This window comes from Trichlorobacter sp., assembly GCF_034008105.1.
Taxonomy (GTDB): domain Bacteria; phylum Desulfobacterota; class Desulfuromonadia; order Geobacterales; family Pseudopelobacteraceae; genus Trichlorobacter.
Genome location: NZ_JAVEPN010000007.1, coordinates 57,953 through 78,418 on the forward strand (window position 1 = coordinate 57,953; position 20,466 = coordinate 78,418).

At 61.7% G+C, this 20,466-nt stretch carries 19 protein-coding genes, 1 tRNA gene and 1 pseudogene; 3 read left to right on the forward strand and 18 right to left on the reverse strand.

Annotated features, from left to right (window positions below; translation table 11 throughout):
• Nucleotides 1–23 precede the first annotated feature (23 nt).
• Nucleotides 24–1,004 (forward strand): beta-ketoacyl-ACP synthase III, encoded by a 981-nt coding sequence (locus tag RBQ93_RS05745; protein WP_320371098.1) that lies wholly within the window; start codon nucleotides 24–26, stop codon nucleotides 1,002–1,004.
• 81 nt (nucleotides 1,005–1,085) lie between these two features.
• Here the strand turns inward: RBQ93_RS05745 and RBQ93_RS05750 are convergent, their stop codons facing one another.
• The 4 genes from RBQ93_RS05750 to mqnE all read right to left on the reverse strand — a co-directional run bounded on the left by RBQ93_RS05750 (nucleotide 1,086) and on the right by mqnE (nucleotide 4,131).
• The gene (locus RBQ93_RS05750) at nucleotides 1,086–2,036 is read right to left on the reverse strand and encodes a class I SAM-dependent methyltransferase (RefSeq protein WP_320371099.1); all 951 of its coding nucleotides are present in this window, start codon (nucleotides 2,034–2,036) and stop codon (nucleotides 1,086–1,088) included.
• A gap of 79 nt (nucleotides 2,037–2,115) precedes the next feature.
• Nucleotides 2,116–2,529 (reverse strand): type II toxin-antitoxin system VapC family toxin, encoded by a 414-nt coding sequence (locus tag RBQ93_RS05755; protein ID WP_320371100.1) that lies wholly within the window; start codon nucleotides 2,527–2,529, stop codon nucleotides 2,116–2,118.
• A 16-nt stretch (nucleotides 2,530–2,545) separates the two neighbouring features.
• Nucleotides 2,546–2,785 (reverse strand): hypothetical protein, encoded by a 240-nt coding sequence (locus RBQ93_RS05760; RefSeq protein WP_320371101.1) that lies wholly within the window; start codon nucleotides 2,783–2,785, stop codon nucleotides 2,546–2,548.
• A 266-nt stretch (nucleotides 2,786–3,051) separates the two neighbouring features.
• A complete protein-coding gene (mqnE, locus tag RBQ93_RS05765; protein WP_320371102.1) occupies nucleotides 3,052–4,131 on the reverse strand; it encodes an aminofutalosine synthase MqnE in 1,080 nt (359 codons plus the stop codon).
• 66 nt (nucleotides 4,132–4,197) lie between these two features.
• Here mqnE and RBQ93_RS05770 point away from each other — a divergent pair, with 66 nt between their 5' ends.
• Nucleotides 4,198–4,596 (forward strand): CoA-binding protein, encoded by a 399-nt coding sequence (locus RBQ93_RS05770; RefSeq protein WP_320371104.1) that lies wholly within the window; start codon nucleotides 4,198–4,200, stop codon nucleotides 4,594–4,596.
• Nucleotides 4,597–4,683: 87 nt separating this feature from the next.
• On the opposite strand, the gene RBQ93_RS05775 is transcribed toward RBQ93_RS05770, so the two are convergent.
• The 4 genes from RBQ93_RS05775 to radA form a co-directional block, all read right to left on the reverse strand.
• A tRNA-Ala gene (locus RBQ93_RS05775) sits at nucleotides 4,684–4,759 on the reverse strand.
• Complete coding sequence (locus RBQ93_RS05780; RefSeq protein ID WP_320371105.1) at nucleotides 4,760–6,169, reverse strand: GAF domain-containing sensor histidine kinase; 1,410 nt, start codon at nucleotides 6,167–6,169, stop codon at nucleotides 4,760–4,762.
• Nucleotides 6,170–6,217: 48 nt separating this feature from the next.
• Nucleotides 6,218–6,574 (reverse strand): RNA polymerase-binding protein DksA, encoded by a 357-nt coding sequence (gene dksA, locus RBQ93_RS05785; RefSeq protein ID WP_320371106.1) that lies wholly within the window; start codon nucleotides 6,572–6,574, stop codon nucleotides 6,218–6,220.
• Between the two features lie 75 nt (nucleotides 6,575–6,649).
• Nucleotides 6,650–8,005, reverse strand: a complete 1,356-nt coding sequence (gene radA, locus RBQ93_RS05790) for a DNA repair protein RadA (RefSeq protein ID WP_320371107.1) — start codon at nucleotides 8,003–8,005, stop codon at nucleotides 6,650–6,652.
• A 175-nt stretch (nucleotides 8,006–8,180) separates the two neighbouring features.
• Here radA and RBQ93_RS05795 point away from each other — a divergent pair, with 175 nt between their 5' ends.
• Entirely contained in the window at nucleotides 8,181–9,374 is a 1,194-nt protein-coding gene (locus RBQ93_RS05795) for an FprA family A-type flavoprotein (RefSeq protein WP_320371108.1), read from the forward strand.
• 69 nt (nucleotides 9,375–9,443) lie between these two features.
• Here RBQ93_RS05795 and RBQ93_RS05800 read toward each other — a convergent pair whose 3' ends face one another.
• The 10 genes and pseudogenes from RBQ93_RS05800 to RBQ93_RS05840 form a co-directional block, all read right to left on the reverse strand.
• Nucleotides 9,444–10,025 carry a flavin prenyltransferase UbiX gene (locus RBQ93_RS05800; protein WP_320371109.1) on the reverse strand — a complete coding sequence of 194 codons (582 nt, stop codon included), beginning with the start codon at nucleotides 10,023–10,025 and terminating at the stop codon, nucleotides 9,444–9,446.
• Nucleotides 10,022–10,897 carry a 4-hydroxybenzoate octaprenyltransferase gene (locus tag RBQ93_RS05805; RefSeq protein ID WP_320371110.1) on the reverse strand — a complete coding sequence of 292 codons (876 nt, stop codon included), beginning with the start codon at nucleotides 10,895–10,897 and terminating at the stop codon, nucleotides 10,022–10,024. The genes RBQ93_RS05800 and RBQ93_RS05805 overlap by 4 nt, the downstream gene beginning before the upstream one ends.
• On the reverse strand, nucleotides 10,894–12,288 hold the full coding sequence (locus tag RBQ93_RS05810) for a UbiD family decarboxylase (RefSeq protein ID WP_320371112.1): 1,395 nt from the start codon (nucleotides 12,286–12,288) through the stop codon (nucleotides 10,894–10,896). The genes RBQ93_RS05805 and RBQ93_RS05810 overlap by 4 nt, the downstream gene beginning before the upstream one ends.
• Nucleotides 12,289–12,354: 66 nt before the next feature.
• On the reverse strand, nucleotides 12,355–14,331 hold the full coding sequence (locus RBQ93_RS05815; RefSeq protein ID WP_413818357.1) for a transglycosylase domain-containing protein: 1,977 nt from the start codon (nucleotides 14,329–14,331) through the stop codon (nucleotides 12,355–12,357).
• Nucleotides 14,324–15,811: a glycogen/starch synthase gene (locus RBQ93_RS05820; RefSeq protein ID WP_320371113.1), complete on the reverse strand. Its 1,488-nt coding sequence runs from the start codon at nucleotides 15,809–15,811 to the stop codon at nucleotides 14,324–14,326. Before RBQ93_RS05820 ends, RBQ93_RS05815 begins: the two co-directional genes overlap by 8 nt.
• Nucleotides 15,808–16,188 (reverse strand): Hpt domain-containing protein, encoded by a 381-nt coding sequence (locus tag RBQ93_RS05825; RefSeq protein WP_320371114.1) that lies wholly within the window; start codon nucleotides 16,186–16,188, stop codon nucleotides 15,808–15,810. Before RBQ93_RS05825 ends, RBQ93_RS05820 begins: the two co-directional genes overlap by 4 nt.
• Nucleotides 16,189–16,394: 206 nt before the next feature.
• Nucleotides 16,395–17,696, reverse strand: coding sequence for a methyl-accepting chemotaxis protein (locus tag RBQ93_RS12425; RefSeq protein WP_413818360.1), 1,302 nt, complete (start codon nucleotides 17,694–17,696; stop codon nucleotides 16,395–16,397).
• An 87-nt stretch (nucleotides 17,697–17,783) separates the two neighbouring features.
• Nucleotides 17,784–18,500, reverse strand: a pseudogene (locus RBQ93_RS12430) (HAMP domain-containing protein); the annotation flags it as partial.
• A gap of 196 nt (nucleotides 18,501–18,696) precedes the next feature.
• The gene (locus RBQ93_RS05835; protein ID WP_320371116.1) at nucleotides 18,697–19,326 is read right to left on the reverse strand and encodes an HAD family hydrolase; all 630 of its coding nucleotides are present in this window, start codon (nucleotides 19,324–19,326) and stop codon (nucleotides 18,697–18,699) included.
• Nucleotides 19,326–20,462 (reverse strand): class I SAM-dependent methyltransferase, encoded by a 1,137-nt coding sequence (locus tag RBQ93_RS05840; RefSeq protein WP_320371117.1) that lies wholly within the window; start codon nucleotides 20,460–20,462, stop codon nucleotides 19,326–19,328. Before RBQ93_RS05840 ends, RBQ93_RS05835 begins: the two co-directional genes overlap by 1 nt.
• Between the last annotated feature and the right edge of the window lie 4 nt (nucleotides 20,463–20,466).

Below are 20,466 nucleotides of genomic sequence, written 5' to 3' on the forward strand. Positions count from 1 at the left end.
TTTGTTTGTGCCATTATGCCCCCATGATACGGTCACAGATAATAGGCAGTGGTGCCGGCCTTCCTGAGCGAGTGGTCGGCAATGATTTCTTTTCTTACCTGATCGACGATGCTGATGAGTGGATCTCCTCCCGTACCGGCATACGAGAACGTCGTTTTGTCTCACCAAACGAGTCCACGTCTGACCTGGCGGTGCGAGCCGCTAAGGCGGCCCTGGCCGATGCCGGCATCGACGGCAGCGAGATCGACTGCATCGTGGTGGGCACCTCCACTCCGGATATGATCCTGCCGGCCACGGCCTGTATGGTTCAAAAAGAGATCGGTGCCCAAAACGCCTTTGCCTTCGACCTGAACTCGGTCTGCGGCAGTTTTGTCTTTTCGATGGACACCGCCGACAGCTTCATCCGGGCCGGCAAGGCCAGGACCGCCCTGGTGATCGGTGCCGACACGTACTCAAAAATCCTTAACTTTGAGGACAAAACCACCTGCCCCCTGTTCGGCGACGGTGCTGCTGCTGTCATTCTGCGGGCCGGTGAGGGTGAAACCGGCATCCAGCAGACCTTCATCCGTTCCGACGGCAACGGCTGGCCCCTGATCCAGGTACCTTCCTCCGGCTCACGCAAGCCGGTCACCGCCGAGACCATCGCCGCCAAGGAAAACACCTTTTACATGGCTGGCAAACAGGTCTACGTCTTCGCCACCGAGGCAATACCCGAGCTGATTCAGACCGTCTGTGACCAGGCCGGCATCACTCCTGACCAGCTGGACTGGCTGATCCCGCACCAGGCCAACCTGCGGATCATCGACTCGGTTTCGAAGAAGAACCATATCCCCAAGGAAAAGTTTCTGGTCAACCTGCAGAAGTACGGCAACACCGCCGCTGCTTCGGTTGGTCTCGCCTTTGACGAATTCCGGCGCAACGGCACGATTAAGCCGGGCCAGCTGGTGCTGGTGATGGGCTTTGGCGGTGGCCTATCCTGGGGCGGTCTGCTGATCCGTTTCTAACCACACCCAACCAGTTAAAAATGAAAGGCCCTGGATATTCCAGGGCCTTTTTGCGTACCAGACCTGTGTACTGCAGGCGATTCATCCTTTCCTTCTGCCGGCGATCCCCTCACCGGCCTGTTCCACCACCAGCCCTGACTGTCTGAACTGGTCGACCAGCTGCGCACTGCCGACCTGCCTATGCCAGCCGCCATGAAAATGGTCGGCAGCCAGCAGCCAGCCCCCTGGCCGCAATCGTCCAGCCAGCCCAGCAACCACCCGCTGAAGTGCAGCAGCCTCATGCAGCATTGGTCCGCCCAGCAGACCATTACAGATAATCAGATCAAAACAGCCTGCAGGCCAGTCATCACGCAACAGATCCACAGCCTGAAAGTGCAGTTGATGGTGCCAGCCCTGGACAACCAGCGAGCACGTTCGCTGACGGTACACAGTCTGATGCTGCGGCAGATGGGGCAGGTAGCGGCTGGTGGCTGCGTACACCTCCAATGGGTCCAGGGTCCAACCGGCGATCTGTAGCTGCTGCGGTTGCCAGCCGGACACACTGGCCAGCTCAGCCAACTCCCAACTGCCCTCACCACTACCGCAGGCCGCATCCAGACAGCGTACAGGTGCTGCACCCTGGTGATCTGTCTCAACAAACCACCTCTCAAGCCACGATCGCTGCGCGGGATAACGTCCAAAACCCGGGCCATTGTAGCGTAACGGCAAAAAACTGGCGTAGATGAACCGTTCATGCAGCTCGGCATCATTCAGCAGCCGCTGCAGCAGGCGAGCCGGGTCGGCACTGCACTGACACCACTGCGGCAACTGCGAGAAGCAATCAGCCCAACTTAAAGCCTCATGAAAGGGGGTACTGGCAAGCAGTGGGGAATGGCGAAGACTGGCTCTGTAATAATGATAGAACAGTCGCCTGATCTGGTCGATCGGCAGGTACAGCTCACTTTGATGACGAACCTCAGGCGTGATCACCAGCCTGGTGCTGGGCAACGGTGCTGGACTGGTGGCAGCGTAGACAGCAAAAAGCTGTTGCATCCTACGCAGCCTATGCATGAACAGATCAGGTTGTAATCCTCTGATCGGATTGCTGTCAGTGCCAGGTGGCGCTTGCATATCAGGACGTTTTAAAATCCTTTAGCTGCAGCACAGACCCCGATGCCTTTGCCTTACGCCAGTAGGCGCTGTTGGCGGTAATCAGGATACCGCCATGCAGCTGGGCAACCGCCTGATAGCATGCGCCGTAATAACTGACGCCTTGGCTATCCGCCAGACGAAGCGCGGTGCGGTGCAGCGTCGCACTGTTGGCTACCTCAGGAAAATCAAAGCCGCTCAACAGTTCCAGCAGGTCAGCAGCTCGTTGCGGGTAGTGCTGCAGTAGCAGGCTGCCGACCTCTGTCAACCAGTGAGGCGGCAGCAAAAATCGGCATCCGCCCTCCAGCCAGAGTTGCAGCAGATCCAGAGAACGGTCCTGCTGCTTGGTCTCAGTCGGCGGCACGGCCCATTTTATGATAACGGTTGCATCAGGCACATAAAGCTGCTCCATATCATCCTCGCCGTCGATCAGCCGAGATGGCTTTTTCAATTGTCTGCGCACTGGTTTGAGGTGCCTCAGACCGGATAGCCAGCAGCTTTTCCGTTAATTTCCAGCGCTTAAAACGCACCAATTCTTTTCGAATCGCCTCCGACACCACCTTGCTGCGCTGACCATGCGGCACCAATGATTCCAGCTCATTGGCCACATCATGGCTGATCATAAAGTTCAATTTACGGGCCGTTTCCGCCATATGTTTGCCCCTTTATAATAGGTACAGTAAATACGCTATGTTTTTACGCCTAATTTATAGGTAGGTCAATGGGTGAAATGGCATGCTGTGGTCATAACGGTTGAGCGATCGGCCCGCCAGCGGCAATCCGGTCACCACCTGCCTGGCGCAACAAAAGGGGCGTGAGCCTGCCCGACTGAGGCTGCCTCACGCCCCCCTCATCCTACAAACAAAAACAGCCCTGAGACGATCTCAGGGCTGCCGAAAAAACCTATGTCAGGACACAACTAGAAACTACGCAACGGCCGGTACAGGGTGTCCCGCTCCACCGGGGTCTTGCCTGCCAGACGGATCAGACGAATCAGACGATCAAGAGAAAGATGCTGAGGCGAACGGGCGCCGGCGTCGTGGCCGATCTTCTCATCAACCACGGTGCCGTCCAGGTCGTCCACCCCGAAAGCCAGCGCCACCTGGGCGATCTTCTCGCCCAGCATCACCCAGTAGGCCTTGATATGGGGGATGTTATCCAGAAACAGACGGCTGATGGCTAGGGTCTTCAGATCGTCCAGACCTGAGGTTCCCTTTATGTCCAGCTTGAGCGGCGAGTTTTCCGGCTGCCAGGCCAGGGGGATAAAGACCTGGAAACCGCCGGTATCATCCTGCAGCTCCCGTAGCAGCGCCATGTGGCGCACCCGGTCGGCATGGTTCTCCAGGTGGCCATAGAGCATGGTGCAGTTGGTCTTCAGGCCGTTCTGGTGGGCCAGACGATGTACCTCCAACCAGCGTTGACCGCTGATCTTCTCCGGGCAGATCTGTTGCCGCACCTGCTCTACCAGGATCTCGGCACCACCGCCGGGCATCGACCCCAGGCCAGACGCCATCAGTTGCTTAAGCACCTGCTGCGCGCTCAGACCGCTGATGCTGGCAAACCAATCGATCTCCACCGCGGTAAAGGCCTTGATATGTAGCTCCGGCGCAGCAGAATGGATGGCAGCCAACAGCTCCAGATAAAACCCAAAGGAGAGATCAGGGTGCAGACCACCCACCAGATGAACCTCGGTGGCCCCCTGCGAGCGGGCCTCCACCGCCCGGCGCACCATTTCGTCACGGGTCAGGGTATAGGCGTCGGCCTCGTTACCGGTGCGGGAGAAGGCACAAAAAGCGCAGCGGTTGACACAGATGTTGGTGGGGTTGATGTGTCGGTTGACGTTGAAATAGACGTTGCGGCCGTTTTTCCGCTCATTGGCCAGGGCAGCCAACTCGCCGATGGCAAGCAGGTCGTTAGAGGCGTAGAGGGCCAGGGCGTCGTCTTCGCTGAGTCGCTGGCCGGCTTTCACTTTGTCGCTAATCGTGGTAAATGAACTCATTGTCGCAGAATACGGCAACTGTGCCCCCAGCGCAAGGGGCTGATTGCCGCTACAAAGGAGCCAAGCATGACACCAGCCATTGAGACCTTTTTCCAATCCCCCGCCTTCGGCGTGGTCGGCGCGTCGGAAGACCGCAGCAAGTACGGCAACAAGGTACTGCGCTGCTATCTGGACAACAACAAGACGGTGGTACCGGTTAACCCCAAGGCTGCCAGCATCGAGGGCCTACCCTGTGTGGCCGGCGTGGCCGACCTGCCGGACACCGTCAAGAGTATCTCGGTGATCACCCCGCCCCAGGTTACCGAAAAGGTGGTGGAGGCAGCCATTGCCAAGGGTATCACCAGCATCTGGATGCAGCCGGGCGCCGAAAGCGCCGTGGCGGTCGAGCGCTGCAAACAGGCCGGCATCAACGTAATCGCCGATCACAGTTGCATCCTGGTGGTGTTGGGCTACCGTGAGCACTGAGCTGATGACCTGACACCAACTACAGTTTAACGATGCTCCACAAGCAACAGGAGGGCTGGCGCAGTGCGCCAGCCCTCCTGTTGCTTGTGGTGGAGCTGATCGGGATCGAACCGACGGCCTGTACGTTGCGAACGTACCGCTCTCCCAACTGAGCTACAGCCCCTTACACGGTACCGTTCTGGCAGTCGGCCAGCGGCAGCAGTACGGTGAAGACCGCCCCCCGCTCGCCATTGGCGGCCCTGAGCGATCCACCATGATTCTGCACGATCCGGCTGACGATCGGCAACCCAAGACCGGTACCGTGGTTTTTGGTGGTAAAGAACGGCGCAAAGACCTTGCTCAGGTCCTCTTCGGGGATGCCGCCGCCGGTGTCTTCAACCCTGATACGGGCATTGACCTGGTCGCCCTGCTCAACGTCATCGAGCATAACGGTCAGGGTGCCACCCTGGCGCATGGCCTCCTGGGCATTGACCAGCAGATTGATGCAGACCTGCTTGAGCTGGTGGGCATCGCCCAACACCTCCCAGTAGCCTGCCGGCAGACTGGCCTTGAGCTCAATACTGCGCTCGGTCAGGGAGGCGGCGTAGTCGTCAAGACATTCCTGCAGCACTGCCCGCAGATCACAGCGGTTGTAGCAGATGGTGGGCTTGCGGGAGTAGGCCAGGATATCGGCCAGCATCCGTTCCAGCCGCTGGGCTTCACTGATGATGGTATCCAGACACTGCTGCTCAGGGGTCGCTTCAGGCAGCAGTTTGCGTAGACGGGCGGCAAAACCACCGATAGTGACCAGCGGCGTCTTGAGTTCATGGGAAATTGAGGCTGCCATCTCACCGATGGCAGCCAGGTGGGCGGAGTGCACCAGCCGCTGGCGGCTCTCACGCAGCTCGGCGTGGGCCTCTTCCAGGTTGCGGTAGAGCTGCGAGTTATCGATGGCCATGCCGGCCTGACTGGCAAACAGCTGCAACAGCTGCAGCCGTTCGTTGGAGATGGCGTGATTGGCACCAGGGACATCAACGATCACCACCCCCAGGGTGCGGTTGCGCGAGATCAGCGGTGCAGCGGCAAATGATGAGATGGAAAAGCGCTTGATGAAGCCGCACTCGGCGCAGTTCTGGCAGTCGACCTCGGTGACGTGGGTAAGCTGGCGCTGGTGCAGCGCTTGAGACACGACGCGGCAGCCCTCGTCCCCCAGGTCGATCCGCAGCGAACGAACAGCATTGCAGTAGCTGCTCTGCCACTGACGGGCAATCTGTCCATCGTCCAGCTCCCAGTGGCCGGTGAGCGGGTTGGCCGGATCGCCCCCCACCACCTGCAATCCAGCAGCGTCAGCCTGTTCAACTCCCAGCATGCCTTGCAGCACGCCGGTCTTTTCGTTGTGCAGGAACAGCATGGCGCGACCGAACAGGGTGTTGTTACGGTGGACCAGGGCAGACAGAAACAGGTGCAGCAGCTTGTTGAGGCGGTTAGTGGAAAGCAGAGTGGAGCTGAACAGGGATAATAATGACAAGGCACCGGCACAGGAGTGCTGGCGGCTATCATCAACGGAGGCATCTGTAGGAGAAGTGGGAACCATACCGGATACCTGGAGAGGTTTGACGCCGGAGCAACCGGCGTCGTGCAATCAGAGCCGCTTTTCCTTCTCTTCTGCTTCCATTTTGCAGTTGATACAGAGCGTAGTAACCGGTCGTGCCTTCAGACGTCCCTCGCCGATCTCTTCGCCGCACTCCTCGCAGATGCCGAAGGTGTCGTCGTCAAGCCGCTCAAGGGCTTCCCTGATCTTGTTGACCAGCTTGCGCTCGCGGTCACGTATCCGCAACTCGAAGGTGCGGTCTGATTCCTGCGTTGCGCGGTCGGTAGGATCGGGGAAGTGCGCGGCATCATCAGCCATCTCGTGGACGGTCTTGTCAGCCTCGGACAACAAACCCTTCATCTCGTCCAGCAGCAGCTGGCGGTATAGTTCTCGTTTTTCGGCGTCCATAGCTCTCCTCACTGCAGGAGTCTAAAACTGCGTGATTTTATCGGGTGAACCCTGGCAAGTCCAGCAAAAAGTGCATCAGGACAAGAGTTGCAGCGCCTCCTGCACGCTGGATGCGCCCTGGCAGCCGATGGCGGTCGGGGTAAGTCGCTTGAGGTGCGCCGCCGGCAGCAGGCAGTTTTTAAAGCCCAGCTTCTCTGCCTCGGCCAGACGTGGCTCCGGTTGCGTCACGGCCCGCACCTCACCGGCCAGTCCCACCTCGCCGAAGACCACGGTCTGCGGGTCCACCGGACGGTCCAGATGGGAAGAGGCCACCGCCAGCAGGATCGCCAGATCTGCGGCCGGCTCCGACAGACGGGCACCGCCGGCCACATTGAGGAAGATGTCCTGACCGGCCAGATGCAGCCCGGCCTTTTTCTCCAGCACCGCCACCAGCAGGGCCAAGCGGTTACTGTCCACGCCGATAGTGGTGCGGCGGGGTGTGCCGTAGGCGCTGGGGGATACCAGGGCCTGGATCTCCACCAGCAAGGTACGGCTGCCCTCCAGCGAAGCGGTCACCACCGAGCCGGGGGCGTCCAGCGGTCGCTCGGCCAGAAACAGTTCCGAGGGATTGGCCACCTCGGCCAGACCGCCGGCCTTCATCTCAAAGACACCGATCTCGTTGGTGGAGCCGAAGCGGTTCTTGACCGCCCGCAGGATACGGTAGGGGTGGCCGCGGTCCCCCTCAAAGTAGAGCACCGTGTCCACCATATGTTCCAACACCCGGGGACCGGCCAGGGAGCCGTCCTTGGTAACGTGCCCCACCAGAAAGACCGGCAGGTTGCTGCCCTTGGCCAGCATCATCAGCCGCCCGGCCGACTCACGGACCTGGCTGACACTACCCGGCGCCGACTCCAGCGCCTGGGTCCAGACGGTCTGGATCGAGTCCACCACTAACGCCTGGGGCTTGTGCTGCTCCACCTGGGCAATGATCTCCTCCAGGGAGTTTTCGGCCAGCACCAGCAGGTTGGAAGCATCCACCCCCAGACGCTCACCCCGCAGCCGGGTCTGGGCCGCCGATTCCTCACCGGAGACGTACAACACCGGCCCCTGGCCGGCCAGGTGCTGCATGGCCTGCAAGAGCAAGGTCGATTTTCCGATACCGGGGTCGCCGCCGATCAGCACCAGCGAACCGGGCACCAGCCCGCCCCCCAGCACCCGGTCCAGCTCGCTGATACCGCAACTGCGACGCACCTCGGTCTGGGGCGGCACCTGACTGATCGGCATGGGGCTGTTCTTGGCAGCACTCAGCATACCACGACCCTGGGCGGCCTTGGGTGACGACTGGCGCTCTTCGGCCATACTGTTCCAGGCTCCGCAATCGGGACACTTACCCAACCATTTGGGGGATTGGGCGCCGCACTGGCTGCAGCTAAAGACGGTTTTCTGACGCATGTAAACGGCTCCAGACTGCCTGACGACGATGGATGCAAAAAGCTGAACTGACGGCACTTTAGCAGAAAGGCCGAGGGCCCACAACCGCCGATTGCCGCTTGTATACAGGGGGAGCCTTTGCTATAGTACGCAGACTAAAATGATCAACTATAGACCACCAAGGAGAGTTGCAGCGATGCTTGGAACTATCGAAATCAAGACCGACCTGCACTGGGTCGGCGTGCTACATCCCGAACTGCGTATCTTTGATGACCTGTTCCCCACCGAACACGGCACCACCTACAACAGCTACCTGATCAAGGGCAGCAACAAGATCGCCCTGATCGACACGGTCAAGGGCAAGTTTACCGACCTGTTCATGGACAAGATCCGCTCGCTGGTGGACCCGGCTGCCATCGACTACATCATCGTTAATCACGCCGAGCCTGACCACTCCGGTTCGCTGGCCTACCTGCTGGACCAGTGCCCCAACGCCACGGTGATCTCCACCCAGGCCGGCAAGAACTTTGTCACCAACATGATCCACAAGCCGTTTCAATCACAGGTGGTTAAAGATGGCGACACCATTGAGTTGGGGGGCCGCACCCTGCGCTTCATCATGGCCCCGTTCCTGCACTGGCCTGACACCATGTTTACCCGGCTGGAGGAGGAAAACCTGCTGTTCACCTGTGACGCCTTCGGCGCACACTACTGCGACACGAAGCATATCTTTAACGACGAAACCGAGGACTTCACCTCAGCCCGCCAGTTCTACTTCGACTGCATCTTCCGCCCCTTCAAGGACAAGGTACTCTCCGCTGTGGAGAAGATCCGCCACGACGTGATCGACATGCTGCTGCCCAGCCACGGCCCGATCATCCGCAAGGACCCCTGGCGGGTGATCCAGCAGTTCGAAGCCTGGAGCAAGCCCACGTCGTTTGGCAAAAAAGTGGTGCTGCTCTATCTCTCGCCCCACGGCAACACCGAAAAGATGGCCAAGGCCTTTGTGGAGGGAGCAGCCAGGGACGGCATCGAGGTGGCCTGCCACCATATCGTCGGCATGCTCGATGACGAAATCCGCACCCTGATGGAAGAGGCCGACGCCCTGGTGTTCGGCATCCCCACCGTGGCCCGCGACATCCCGCCACCGATGTGGCACGTGCTGGCCGCCTTAAGCACCGTCAAGCTGAAGACCACCACCGCGGCGCTACTGGGTAGTTACGGCTGGAGCGGCGAAGCCTGTAAGATGGCTGAAGAACGACTGAAGGGAATGGGCCTCAAGCTGGTGGCCGAGCCGGTGCGCACCGTGTTTACCCCGACGGCGGAGGTGCTGGAGCAGTGCCGTGCCCTGGGGGCTGCGGTCTCCGATGCGGTGGCCCAGAAAGGGTAGCTCCTCAGCACCAGATCATACAACATGAAACGGGCGGCCAATTGGCCGCCCGTCGTTGTTTGGCGCTAGTCAGTTGCCCCAGCGCCTGAACAGGCGGTGCTCGATCCCCAGCTGATCCAGCAACTTGCCCACCACGAAATCAACCAGATCCTCCATGGTTGCCGGCTTCTGATAGAAGGCCGGCATGGCCGGCACGATCCGCGCCCCGGCCTGGGACAGTTTGAGCAGATTCTCCAGGTGGATGCTGGAGAAGGGGGTTTCCCGCGGCAGCAGCAACAAAGGTCGACGTTCTTTCAGCATCACATCGGCGGCTCGCTCAATCAGGGTGCCCGAGATACCGGCGGCGATCCTCCCGACCGTGCCCATGCTGCAAGGGGCGATCACCATCGCATCCGGTGCGGCGGAACCACTGGCCTCCGGCGCCCAGAGATCGTCCACGCCGCGCAGGGTCAGGTCCGCCTCCGGCAGCCCCCAGCGCTGTTTCAGGTCATCGGCAGCATCCAAGGCCACCCCGGTCTCGAAACGGCAGACCTCGCGGCCGCTGGCGCTGGCCACCAGGGTAACACGCTGTCCAGCCTGCAGCAGCTCCTCCAGCAGCCGCAACCCGTAGATGGCGCCCGATGCGCCGGTAATGGCCAGAACGATCCTCACAGGTTACCCCCCCCCCAGAAAACATCCGCTGACGTGGCGGCCAGGAAGGTCAGACTGATGTAGCCGTTCATGGTGAAGAAGGCGGCGTCCAGCTTGCTGAGATCACCGCCACGCAGCAGCCAGTGCTCATACAGCAGCATGGCAGTCATGGCAGCGCTACCCAGCCAGAACCAGGGCCCCAGGCCCAGCAGGACGATCAGCCAGAGCAGCAGCGCCAGGGTCAGCAGGTGAAACAGGCGGGCCAGCCAGAGGGAACCGCTGACCCCCAGCGCCACCGGGATGGAGTGCAGGCCGACGGAGCGGTCGTAGTCCAGGTCTTGCAAGGCATAGAGGATGTCGAAACCGGCCACCCAGAACAGTACCAGCAGTCCCAGCACGATGGCCGGCAGCTGGATGGTGCCGGTCAGGGCCACCCAGGCGCCGATCGGCGCGGCTGCCAGGCAGATGCCCAGCACGACGTGGGCCAGGGCGGTGAACCGCTTGCAGTAGGAGTAGAGCACCAGAAAGAACAGGGCAACCGGCGAGAGCTTGAGGCAGAGCGGATTGAGCATGGCGGCTGACCAGAGCAAAAGTGCTACCGAGAGCAGGATCGCAAACAGCACCGCACCTTTGGAAAGCAAGCCGGCCGGGATGGCTCGTCCGGCGGTGCGCGGGTTTCTGGCATCGATCTCGGCGTCGATCAGGCGGTTCATGGCCATGGCCGCCGTGCGTGCCCCCACCATGGCCAGCACGATGAACAGCAGCTGCCGTCCGCTGGGCAGGCCGCGGATCGCCAGCAGCGCCCCGGACAGGGCAAACGGCAGTGCGAAGATGGTGTGGGAGAACTTGATCATCTCCATGAAGATGGTGATCTTGTGCAGTACTGCGGTCATGGCAGGCCGTACTCCTTCCAGCGTTGGCTAATCATCTGCTCGGTGGCGTCATCGATGAGCCGTTCCCCGCTCAAGTGGCGGCAGGTGGCATCGACTGCCAGCCGACGCCCGGTTTCATCCGTAATCAGGTCATCACCCCAGTCGGTGTCGTTCACCACGCACCAGGCGGTCTGCATCAGGCTGTAGGGCTGCCGCTCGGCATCCACCAGCACCAGCAGCCGCGCCTTGGCAAACCAGGGCAGCGCCCACAGGGCCTGCACGATCTGCCGCACCTGACGGGGCCCATGGTTGGCAATGGAGACCACGGCGCTCTGACGGAAGACCCAGGGCAGCGGCAGGTGGATGTCGCGCACCTCGGGCACCAGCCGCGGCAGCAAAGCCGCCAGCAGCCGCTCCCAGCCCAGCATCATCCAGCAGTCTTCCTGGGGCGGCGGTCCCACCACCGTGGCAGGCATAAGCGGCGCCTCACGGCGGGTGATACGCACCACCGATACCCGCGCGGCCGGACCGGCCGGGTCGTAGCGGCCGGTATGGTTGCCAAAGGGGCCTTCGATCAACGGACGATCCGGTTCGGCAAAGCCCTCGATCACCAGTTCGGCCTCAGCCGGCACCCGCAACGGGCCGTGCAGACAGTCCACCACCGGCAGGGTGGTCTGCCGCAGCCAGCAGGCAAACTGCAGTTCATCCAGTCCCGGCGGCAGGGGCCAGGCTGCAGCCAGGGTCAGGGCCGGCGGCCCACCCAGCACGATCGCCAACGGCATCCGTTCACCGCGCCGCTGGTACTCCTGATGATGACGGGCGGCGTCGCTGCCGCTGCGCCAGCGGATAGCCAGGGTGTGGGCATCGTGGATCTGACAACGATAGATGCCGCAGTTGGGCTGGCTGCCGTCCGGCAGGCAGGTGAAGACCTGGCCCAGGGTGATGTACTGACCGCTGCCGCTGGCGCTGCCGTCATCGGGCCAGTTGTGCAGAAAGGGCAGCTGCTGCAGGTCGGCGCCTGACACCAGTTCTTCGCGGCAAGGACCGTTGGGCACCGCCACAGGCCGGCAATGTCCCAACGCCGGGTGATCGGTCACAAGCGCACCCAGCCCGTCCAGCCCGCTGACCGGCAGCGATTGGAGCAGGGCGCTGAAATTAAGCGTCAGATCTTCCAGCCGGTCCAGCCCCAAAGCCAGCCGCATCCGGCGGCGTGAGCCGAACAGGTTGGTGACCACCGGGAAGGGGGACTGGTCCGGCTGCCGGAACAACAAGGCCGGCCCACCCTTGGGATAACGGCTGATGCGGCGGGTGATGGCGGCGATCTCCAGCCGGGTGGCCACCGGGTGTTCCACCGGTTGCACCTCCCCCAACCGTTCGAGGCGAGCGACAAAATCGTGCAGTGACGAGAGCATCTGTGCCTCCTTGCAGCCATTCCGGTTCGACATCAGGTGAGGCTCTGATGAACCACCTGCGTCAGACTAGTCTCCGTTTGGCGCTGTTGTCAATGCCGGCGCCGGTTCGCTGCCGTGCAGCGGGCAATACTCGGCCGGTTCGTTGCCGCTGGCAAAATACTCGTCCCGCTGCCGGGGGCAGGCCAGGCCAGCCAACAGGCCGCTGGCCGGATCGATGCTGACCATCACCACCGTGTCCGGCTTGGCAAAATCGACCACCGGCCGGTTCGCCAGGGCCGCCCGCATGAACCGCTCCCAGAGCGGAGCCGCCACCACGCCACCGGTGAAGCCCTTGCCGCCAGGCTTAGGCTGATCGTAGCCCAGCCAGACCCCCGCCACCAACTGCGGCGTGTAACCGATAAACCAGGCGTCGCGATAATCGTTGGTGGTGCCGGTCTTGCCGGCAGCCGGGTACTGCTGACTGAATGGTTTAAGCGACCGGGCGGTGCCACTGACCAGCACATCTTTCAGCATCTGGGTGGTAATGTAGGCATTTGCCGGCGACATGACCGGCGTGCTGACTGACGGCCGCACGTCCCAGCTTTTGTGGTAGCTGTTGTAGCTGCGGATGATGCTGCGCGGCTGCGGACGGTTACCGCCATTGGCCAACGGCGCATAGGCCAGGGCCAGGTCATGCAGGGTGACCTCTTCCGTGCCCAGGGCCAGTGAGAGGTCATGTTGCGTGTGCAACGGCAGACCCAGTCCGGCACTAAAATCGCTAAAGGCGTTCACCCCCACTGCGTCAAGCAATTTGACTGCAATCACGTTGTTGGACGACGCCAGGGCCTGACGCAGACTCAGGTCGCCATGGCTTTTACCATCATAGTTGAGCGGTTTCCAGGTCTGATTATGGTCCTTGGGATAGGACACCGGTGCGTCATTCCAGACATCACCTGCCCTAGCCCCGCTCTCCAGCGCAAAGGCGTACAACAGCGGCTTGATGGCTGAGCCCGGCTGCCGACGGGCCTGCAGAGCCCGGTTATAGGGGCTGGTGACAAAGTTGGTCCCGCCAACCAATGCCAGCAGGTCGCCGCTGACCGGGTCAAGGGCCACCAGGGCCCCCTGCAGTTGCGGTGCGATCCGGGGCACTCCCTCACTGATCACCTGCTCGGCCTGTAGCTGCAACGGCAGATCCAGGGCGGTCGTCAGTTCCAGCCCGCCCTGTTCGATGATAGCGCTGCCGTAGCGCCCAATCAGTAGTGCCCGCAGATGGGCCAGGTAATAGGGGGCCTGGTTGCGCGGCACCGGAGCGACCGTTTGGCTGCGTACCTGCTGCAGCTGCCGGGCAGTGAGTACCCCCACCTCGGACATCCGCTTCAGCACCACTGCCCGGCGTTGTGCAACCTCGGCCGGTTTCGCCAGCGGATTATAGCGACCGGGATTCTTGGGCACCCCGGCCAGCAGGGCACATTCCGCATCGCTCAGCTGCTCGGGGTTTTTGTCAAAGTAGAGCCGCGCTGCCTGGGCAATGCCCCAGGCGCCGTTGCCGTAATAGATCTCATTCAGGTACATCTCAAGGATCTGACGCTTGGTGTACTGCTTCTCGTACTCCAGCGCCATCACCCCTTCCTTCAGCTTGCGGTCGATGGTCTTTTCGGCGCTCAGGTAACGGTTCTTGATCAACTGCTGGGTGATGGTGGAGCCGCCCTCCGCCAGCCGCCGCTTGACCACGTCCTTGACCGCAGCCCGGGCGATACCGCGCAGATCGATGCCGCCGTGCTCATAGAAACGGGCATCCTCGACCGCCACCACCGCCTGTTGCAAAAACAGCGGAATCCGGTCGATAGTGACCCAGTAGCGGGTCTCCGGCAACAGGCGGCCCACAAAACGGCTCTGACGGTCAAAGACCTTGATCGAGCGGTAGCCGCTGGGCAACAACGGATGGCTGGCATAGGGTGGCGGCGGTTGGGTCTGGGCCAGACCAGGGCTGGGTACGAGGGCGGACAGCAGGCAGAGGGCAAGACAGGCAAACAGCAGGCGCTGTAGGTAACCGTTGCTACGCACCGCGCTTCCTCTTCAGCGCCTGGCGATAGAGCTGGTCATAGGCCTGGGCCGCCGCCTGCCAGGTAAAGCGCTTGGCCATGCCGTTTTTGCGCAGGGCGGCCAGACCGGGCTGATTGTTGTAGTAGGTCCAGGTGGCCCAGCCCACGGTATCGTACAGGGCCGCTGCGGTGTGACTCCAGAATTTGAAGCCGTCACCGGTCAAGGTGGCTTCGTCAAAATTATCAACGCTGTCGTCCAGGCCGCCGGTGGCCCGCACCAGCGGTGGCGTGCCGTAAGCCAGCGAGTACATCTGGTTCAGGCCGCAGGGTTCAAAGGCCGATGGCATCAGAAAGAAATCGCTGCCGGCCTCCACCAGGTGGGCCAGGGCGTTGTCGTAGCCGATGAAACAGCCCACCCGTTCGGGATGCCGATGGGCCATACCGCCAAAGAAGAAGTGGGCCCACGGCTCGCCGGTGCCGACCACCACCAGCTGGATATCCAGCTTGAGCATCTCGTGGATCGCCTCGGCCAGCAGGTCGGTCCCCTTCTGGGCCACCATGCGGGATACCACGCCGAACACCGGCACATCGATCTCAGGCAGGCCGAATCGTCGCTGCAGGGCCCGCTTGCAGACCGCCTTGCCGGACAGATCATCGCTGCTGTAGCTGGCCGGCAGATAATGGTCAGCGGCCGGATTCCACTCCTCGTAATCGACCCCGTTGAGGATACCGTACAGGTCGGCGGACCGTTCCCGCAGCACCCCTTCCAAACCCCATCCGAAGGCGGCCGTCTGAATCTCGCGGGCGTAGCCCTGGCTGACGGTGTTCAGTAGCGTGGCCTGGTAGATGCCTCCTTTGAGCAGATTAACCTGATCATCCTTTTCCAACCCGAGGAAGGTAAACTGATCCCAGCCCACATCCAGCACCTCCATCAAACCGGGGTAAAATTCACCCTGATACTGCATGTTGTGGATGGTGAGGATCGTGGCAGCGTCAGCCAGCTGTGGGTCGTTGCGGTAGCTGGTGTTGAGCAGCAGCGGCACGGCGGCGGTGTGCCAGTCGTGGGCGTGCAGGATGTCGGGCTGCCAGCCCAGCAGTTTGGGCAGCTCCAGGGCCGCCTTGGACAGAAAGACATAACGGTTGTCGTTGTCCATGAAGGCCACGTTGTCGACGCCGTAAATGCCGTCCCGTCCGTAGAGCCCGTCATGTTCCAGAAAATAGACCGGCACCTCGCTCTTGGGCAGCCGCCCCTCCCAGACGCTGCAGTACATATCGCCGATGATCCCCATCGGCACCACCAGTGTGCCGGGTAGCAGCTTCAGATCGTAGCGCTGTGGATCGATACTGTAATAGCGGGGCAGCACCACCCGCACATCATGGCCCATCCGCTGCAGGTAGCGGGGCAGATCGCCCACCACCTCTCCCAGACCGCCGGTCTTGGCAAAGGGCGCCGCCTCGGCGGCGGCAAACAGGATCTTGAGCGGCTGTGCTGACTGATTCATCCCGTAAACTCCTGCTGCAGCACGGCAATGGCCCGCTGCAGCTCCTGCTCCAGCTCCGGCATACCGCTTGAGCAAGCGGCCAGATCGCCCTGGCGGGCGTGCTGCTCAAGGACCGCCGCCCGTGCGGTTACCAGATGCGCGCCAACCGAACCCGATTCACCCTTCAGGCCATGGATCAGCTTGGCAAATTCAGCACTGTCACTGGCCGCCAGCGCAGCCTGCAGTCCAGCCAGCTTGTATGGCACACTCTCCAGATACATGGCTACCACGTCGACCAGCACATCGGCACAGCCTAGGGCCAGGTAGTTACGCTCCAGGTAGTCACGATCAAGGGGATCATCGCCCGTTGTCGAGGTGGTAGTGGTGGGGTCGGTCATGGTTGTCTCCCTGGGCTATCTTGTCTGACCAGAATAGTGGGTATCGGCCACCAAAAACACAGCAACAGAAACCGCGCAGTAGCTGTGAATTGGCGTTTGTAGCAACTCTAGCGCAACCGACTGGGAAGTAAAGCAAAAAGCGGGGCCCTCCTCTTCGAGAGCCCCGCCTCAGTCGACAGCGATCGCCGCTATTCGCACGCTTCTGACTACAGGTTGACCACCGAACTGCAGGGCGCCTTGTAACCGATCCGGATGCCGCCCCAGTGGCGGCCGTTGATGTAGATCGGCAGGCTGATGTCGTTCAGGATCTCACCGGTATCGCGGCGATAGGTCTGTAGCAGGATGCCCTCCAGGTTGGAGGCGCAACGGCTGCCGGTATGGTCGCTAAAGATCCGCTTGGTGCGGTTGTTGTTGCGGTCCAGCTCGGGGTTGCCGGTCAGCGGCTTGCAGTAGCGCTGGTTGTGGGTCGGCACATAGGCCTTGTCGTCGAAGCAGATTGCGTACAGCACATTGCTGTCCCGGTTGACGATCGACTCCTGCAGCGGCGACACCGACCGGTCAAAGAAGCTGTCAAAGCGGGTAGTGAACTTGGGCGGCTCGGTCTTTTGCGGATAGGGCTTGTAGGCCCGGTCAAACAGGTCGGCCTCGCTGATGCTGCCGCGCTGCAGGGCCTCAGCGATCACCTGCTGCACGCCATCGTGCAACTCTTTGACGTAGGCCTTGATCTGATCGTGGTAGTTGCCCACTGAGAATTTACCGACCGTGCCGTAGATCTGCTCAACCACCTGTGAGAACTGGCTGAAGGCCTCGGCGCTCTTCTGCATCATGGCGTTGGTCTCGCTGGCCACTTCGGAGACGTGGTGAATCTTGCCGGCGATCTCGCCGGTGGTGGCACTCTGTTCCTCGCTGGCCACCGCAATCTGGTCGATCATCTCCTTTGATTCATGGGCATGCTGGCGGATCGCCTCCAGCCGGCTGCGGGCATCCTCAGCCTGGGCCAGGCCGGTCTGCACCAGTTCGCTCTCCCTGTTGATCAGCCCCACGGCCCGCTGACTCTCCTGCTGGATCGAGGCCACAATCCGCTCGATCTCGCGGGTGGATTTGGTGGTCTTCTCGGCCAGGGCCCGCACCTCATCGGCCACCACGGCAAAACCACGGCCGGCCTCACCGGCACGGGCCGCCTCAATGGCGGCATTCAACGCCAGCAGGTTGGTCTGGTCGGCAATATCCTCGATCAGGCTCAACATATCGCCGATCTGGTTGGACGAGCCCTCCAGCTGGCGAATCCCCTGCAGTGTTTCCTGGACGCTGTCGGCGATGCTGCGCATGCAGCTGCAGGTCTCCTGCACCACTGCCATGCCGCTGTCGGCGGCACTATCCACCTGCCCGGACAGGTTGGCGGCGCGGTGGGTGTTATCGGCCACACCATGGATGGTCTGGGCCATCTCCTCGGCAGCCACCGCCACGGCAGCGGCCCCTTCTTTCTGTGTCTCGGATGCGTTGACCATCCGTTCGGTGCCGGCAGCCAGCTCGCAGACACTGGAACCGATCAGACAGGCCTGCTGATACAGAGAGGCGATGATCTCGCGGATCTTCTGGGTCAGATGGTTGACCTCCTCACCCAGCATGCCGATCTCGTCATGCGAGGCGATCGGGATAATCCTGGTCAGGTCGCCCTCGCCCTTGGCAATCTCGGCCACCTGGCCGGACAACACCTTGATCGGCCTCACCACCAGCCGCGAGATCAGCAGGTACAGCACGCCGATGATCAGGAAAAAGAAACAGAGCCCGACGCCGGTCAGTATCAGGGCCAGCTGTTTGGCCTTGGCCACCCCGGCCTCCAGTGAGGTGGTCAGTTGCAGACCGCCCAGGTACTTGGGACCGGCGGCATGGCAGGCATTGCAGCGGGCCTCGTTGACCAGCGGTGTGGCCAGCACCAGAGCAGATCTGCCATCCAGCGAAACATTCTGCTCCCGCTGTGCACCGGTTTCAACCGCCTGCCTGATCAGCTCGCTATTTTCACCGCCGCCGTACGGTTTGCCGTCGGCGTGGAACAGCTGAATCTTGAGCGCACCGCCCCGTTTGACCACCTCGGCCACGTAACCGTTAAAGGCCTCAAAATCGCCTTTCATCTTCAGCTCGATCAGGTCATGAACCACATCGGCAGCGGCTTGACGGGTGGCGGCCCGCTGCAGATCAAGCATCGAATGGTAGGATAGATAGAGGCTTAAGCCCCCCAGGCAGGCAAAGCCGATGGAAAGGGTGACGGCGATGGCGAACAGCACCTTGGCTGTCAGACGCAGGTTAAACATGGGGTAACACCTCCACGGAGAAGGAAGATCGCAGTGTTGACCGGTGGCATACAGATGTTGCGCAGTAAACCAAACCCACGCAAAAAAATCAAGTTATTTGATAACGACGTTTTATAATTTTGTTTAATGCGCTGCGTCGCATGGCCTGAAAGCAGACCGAGGTGAGGTTAACAGCGGTACAACTATGCCATTCGGCCTATAGCAACGCCGAGAGCGCCATCAGTTCGTCGACCGTCTTGGTCAGCAACACCGGACAACCGCGCTCGGCCGGCAGCCGCAGGTCGATATCGTAACGGTCTCCCACAAACAGCACCTGCTCAGGCCCATGACCCAACGCCTCCAGCACCTCGTCCAGCACCGATTCGTCCGGCTTGGGCCGCCAGGTGTCGTTGATAGTGATCACCCGCTCAAAGGCCGACTCCAACCCCAGGGTGGCCAGGATCTTGTCGGTCAGGGTGCGGTTGTTGTTGGTCAACAGCCAGCTGGTGTAACGCTGCCGCAAGGACTCGACCAGCGGCCCGACGCGGGGGTCCGGTTCGATGTGGTGGTGCGGTTCCAGCTCTGCGGCGAAACGGCGGTGCAGATCAGGCACGGTGCCGCCCATTACCTCGATGGCCACCGCCAGGGTCTGCAGAGTACCCCGTTCCTCGCTCAAACGCTGCCGCAGTGCTGTTATCTGCCGTCCGCCCTCATCGGCCGATACTCCCAGCAGGTCGCCGGCATAGCGGGCAGCCGACTGCCAGACCACCTGTTCGAACGGTTCTGAAACATACAGCGTGCCATCCAGATCGAACACGATCGCCTTGATCTCAGCGCCGCGCAGCATCACAGCCCAATCCCCTTGATACAGCCCAGCTGCGGCTGCCCTACCCCCCACGATTGCACCAGCACCCGGAAGGTGTCGCCCATACCGCCCTCCGGCATGATCAACCGTTTGAGGGTCAGGCGGGCCTTGAGCTTATCGGCCTCGCTCAGCTCTGCGCGCTCGATCGCCTCGAACTCTTCCACCATGCCGGCCGACAGCAGAAAACGGTACTGCTCGCCGAACCAGACCGTTGTGAGCCCCAGCTCTTCGCCACGCTCCATCAAGGCGCTGAAGTTGATATGGGTGGTGATATCCTGCTGTCCCAGGCGGATGTAGGGATTATCCTCCACCCGGTGCTGGTGATAGCAGAGCAGGGTGCCCTGACGACGGCGGGGGGTGTACAGTTCTTCCTTGGGGAAGCCGTAGTCTATGGTCAGCACAAAGCCTCGCTCAAGGGCGGCAGCCACCGTCTCCAGCCAGACCAGGCCAGCCAGGGAGACCTCGGCCTCCTGCCCCACCAGCAGCGGCGTGCCGTAACGGGCCAGGTACTGCTCCAGCTGTGGCGTGGAGGGTTGATCCAGCTGTTCGGCCAGCTGCCCGCCCTGCAGGGTCACATAGATTTCCCGCAAGCCCTCGGCTGTCATCACCACCCGGTGCACCGGCATGGCATCCAGCAGTTCGTTGGAGTACACCACGCCGCTGAAGCGCAGTTCCGCCAACTGAGCCGGACTGCGCCAGCCCAGTTTCTGCGCGTGGGCCGACAACAGTGCCGCTTGGGCCTCGGCCAGGGTCGGCTCCTGCTCCACCAGCAGCAGGGTGCTGGCGGCGTAGCAGTCCGGCTCGCGCTGGGCCAGAAAATCCATGATGTCGCAGGCCAGGCGGCCATGGCCGGCCCCCACCTCCACCAGGGTGAAGCCGGCCGGCTGCCCCAGGGAACGCCACATCCGGGCGATCTCGCGGGCGACCACCCGGCCGAAGGCGGCATGCACGGTGATGCTGGTATAAAAATCACCGGCCGTGCCCACCTTGCGGCCCGGCGAGGTGTAGTAGCCCAGACCCGGCTCGTAGAGACAGGCGGCCATGTAATCGCAGAAGGTGATCCGTCCCTGCTGGCGGATCCGCTCGCTGATGATGGTTTCCAGTTGGTTTTCGTTCATGGTT

Excerpts from the sequence above, each read along its gene's own strand:
- RBQ93_RS05745 (WP_320371098.1), top strand. The coding sequence starts at position 24 with ATGATACGGTCACAGATAATAGGCAGTGGTGCCGGCCTTCCTGAGCGA.
- RBQ93_RS05750 (WP_320371099.1), bottom strand. The coding sequence starts at position 2,036 with ATGCAACAGCTTTTTGCTGTCTACGCTGCCACCAGTCCAGCACCGTTG.
- RBQ93_RS05760 (WP_320371101.1), bottom strand. The coding sequence starts at position 2,785 with ATGGCGGAAACGGCCCGTAAATTGAACTTTATGATCAGCCATGATGTG.
- mqnE (WP_320371102.1), bottom strand. The coding sequence starts at position 4,131 with ATGAGTTCATTTACCACGATTAGCGACAAAGTGAAAGCCGGCCAGCGA.
- RBQ93_RS05770 (WP_320371104.1), top strand. The coding sequence starts at position 4,198 with ATGACACCAGCCATTGAGACCTTTTTCCAATCCCCCGCCTTCGGCGTG.
- RBQ93_RS05780 (WP_320371105.1), bottom strand. The coding sequence starts at position 6,169 with ATGGTTCCCACTTCTCCTACAGATGCCTCCGTTGATGATAGCCGCCAG.
- dksA (WP_320371106.1), bottom strand. The coding sequence starts at position 6,574 with ATGGACGCCGAAAAACGAGAACTATACCGCCAGCTGCTGCTGGACGAG.
- radA (WP_320371107.1), bottom strand. The coding sequence starts at position 8,005 with ATGCGTCAGAAAACCGTCTTTAGCTGCAGCCAGTGCGGCGCCCAATCC.
- RBQ93_RS05795 (WP_320371108.1), top strand. The coding sequence starts at position 8,181 with ATGCTTGGAACTATCGAAATCAAGACCGACCTGCACTGGGTCGGCGTG.
- RBQ93_RS05805 (WP_320371110.1), bottom strand. The coding sequence starts at position 10,897 with ATGACCGCAGTACTGCACAAGATCACCATCTTCATGGAGATGATCAAG.
- RBQ93_RS05810 (WP_320371112.1), bottom strand. The coding sequence starts at position 12,288 with ATGCTCTCGTCACTGCACGATTTTGTCGCTCGCCTCGAACGGTTGGGG.
- RBQ93_RS05820 (WP_320371113.1), bottom strand. The coding sequence starts at position 15,811 with ATGAATCAGTCAGCACAGCCGCTCAAGATCCTGTTTGCCGCCGCCGAG.
- RBQ93_RS05825 (WP_320371114.1), bottom strand. The coding sequence starts at position 16,188 with ATGACCGACCCCACCACTACCACCTCGACAACGGGCGATGATCCCCTT.
- RBQ93_RS12425 (WP_413818360.1), bottom strand. The coding sequence starts at position 17,696 with ATGGTCAACGCATCCGAGACACAGAAAGAAGGGGCCGCTGCCGTGGCG.
- RBQ93_RS05835 (WP_320371116.1), bottom strand. The coding sequence starts at position 19,326 with ATGCTGCGCGGCGCTGAGATCAAGGCGATCGTGTTCGATCTGGATGGC.
- RBQ93_RS05840 (WP_320371117.1), bottom strand. The coding sequence starts at position 20,462 with ATGAACGAAAACCAACTGGAAACCATCATCAGCGAGCGGATCCGCCAG.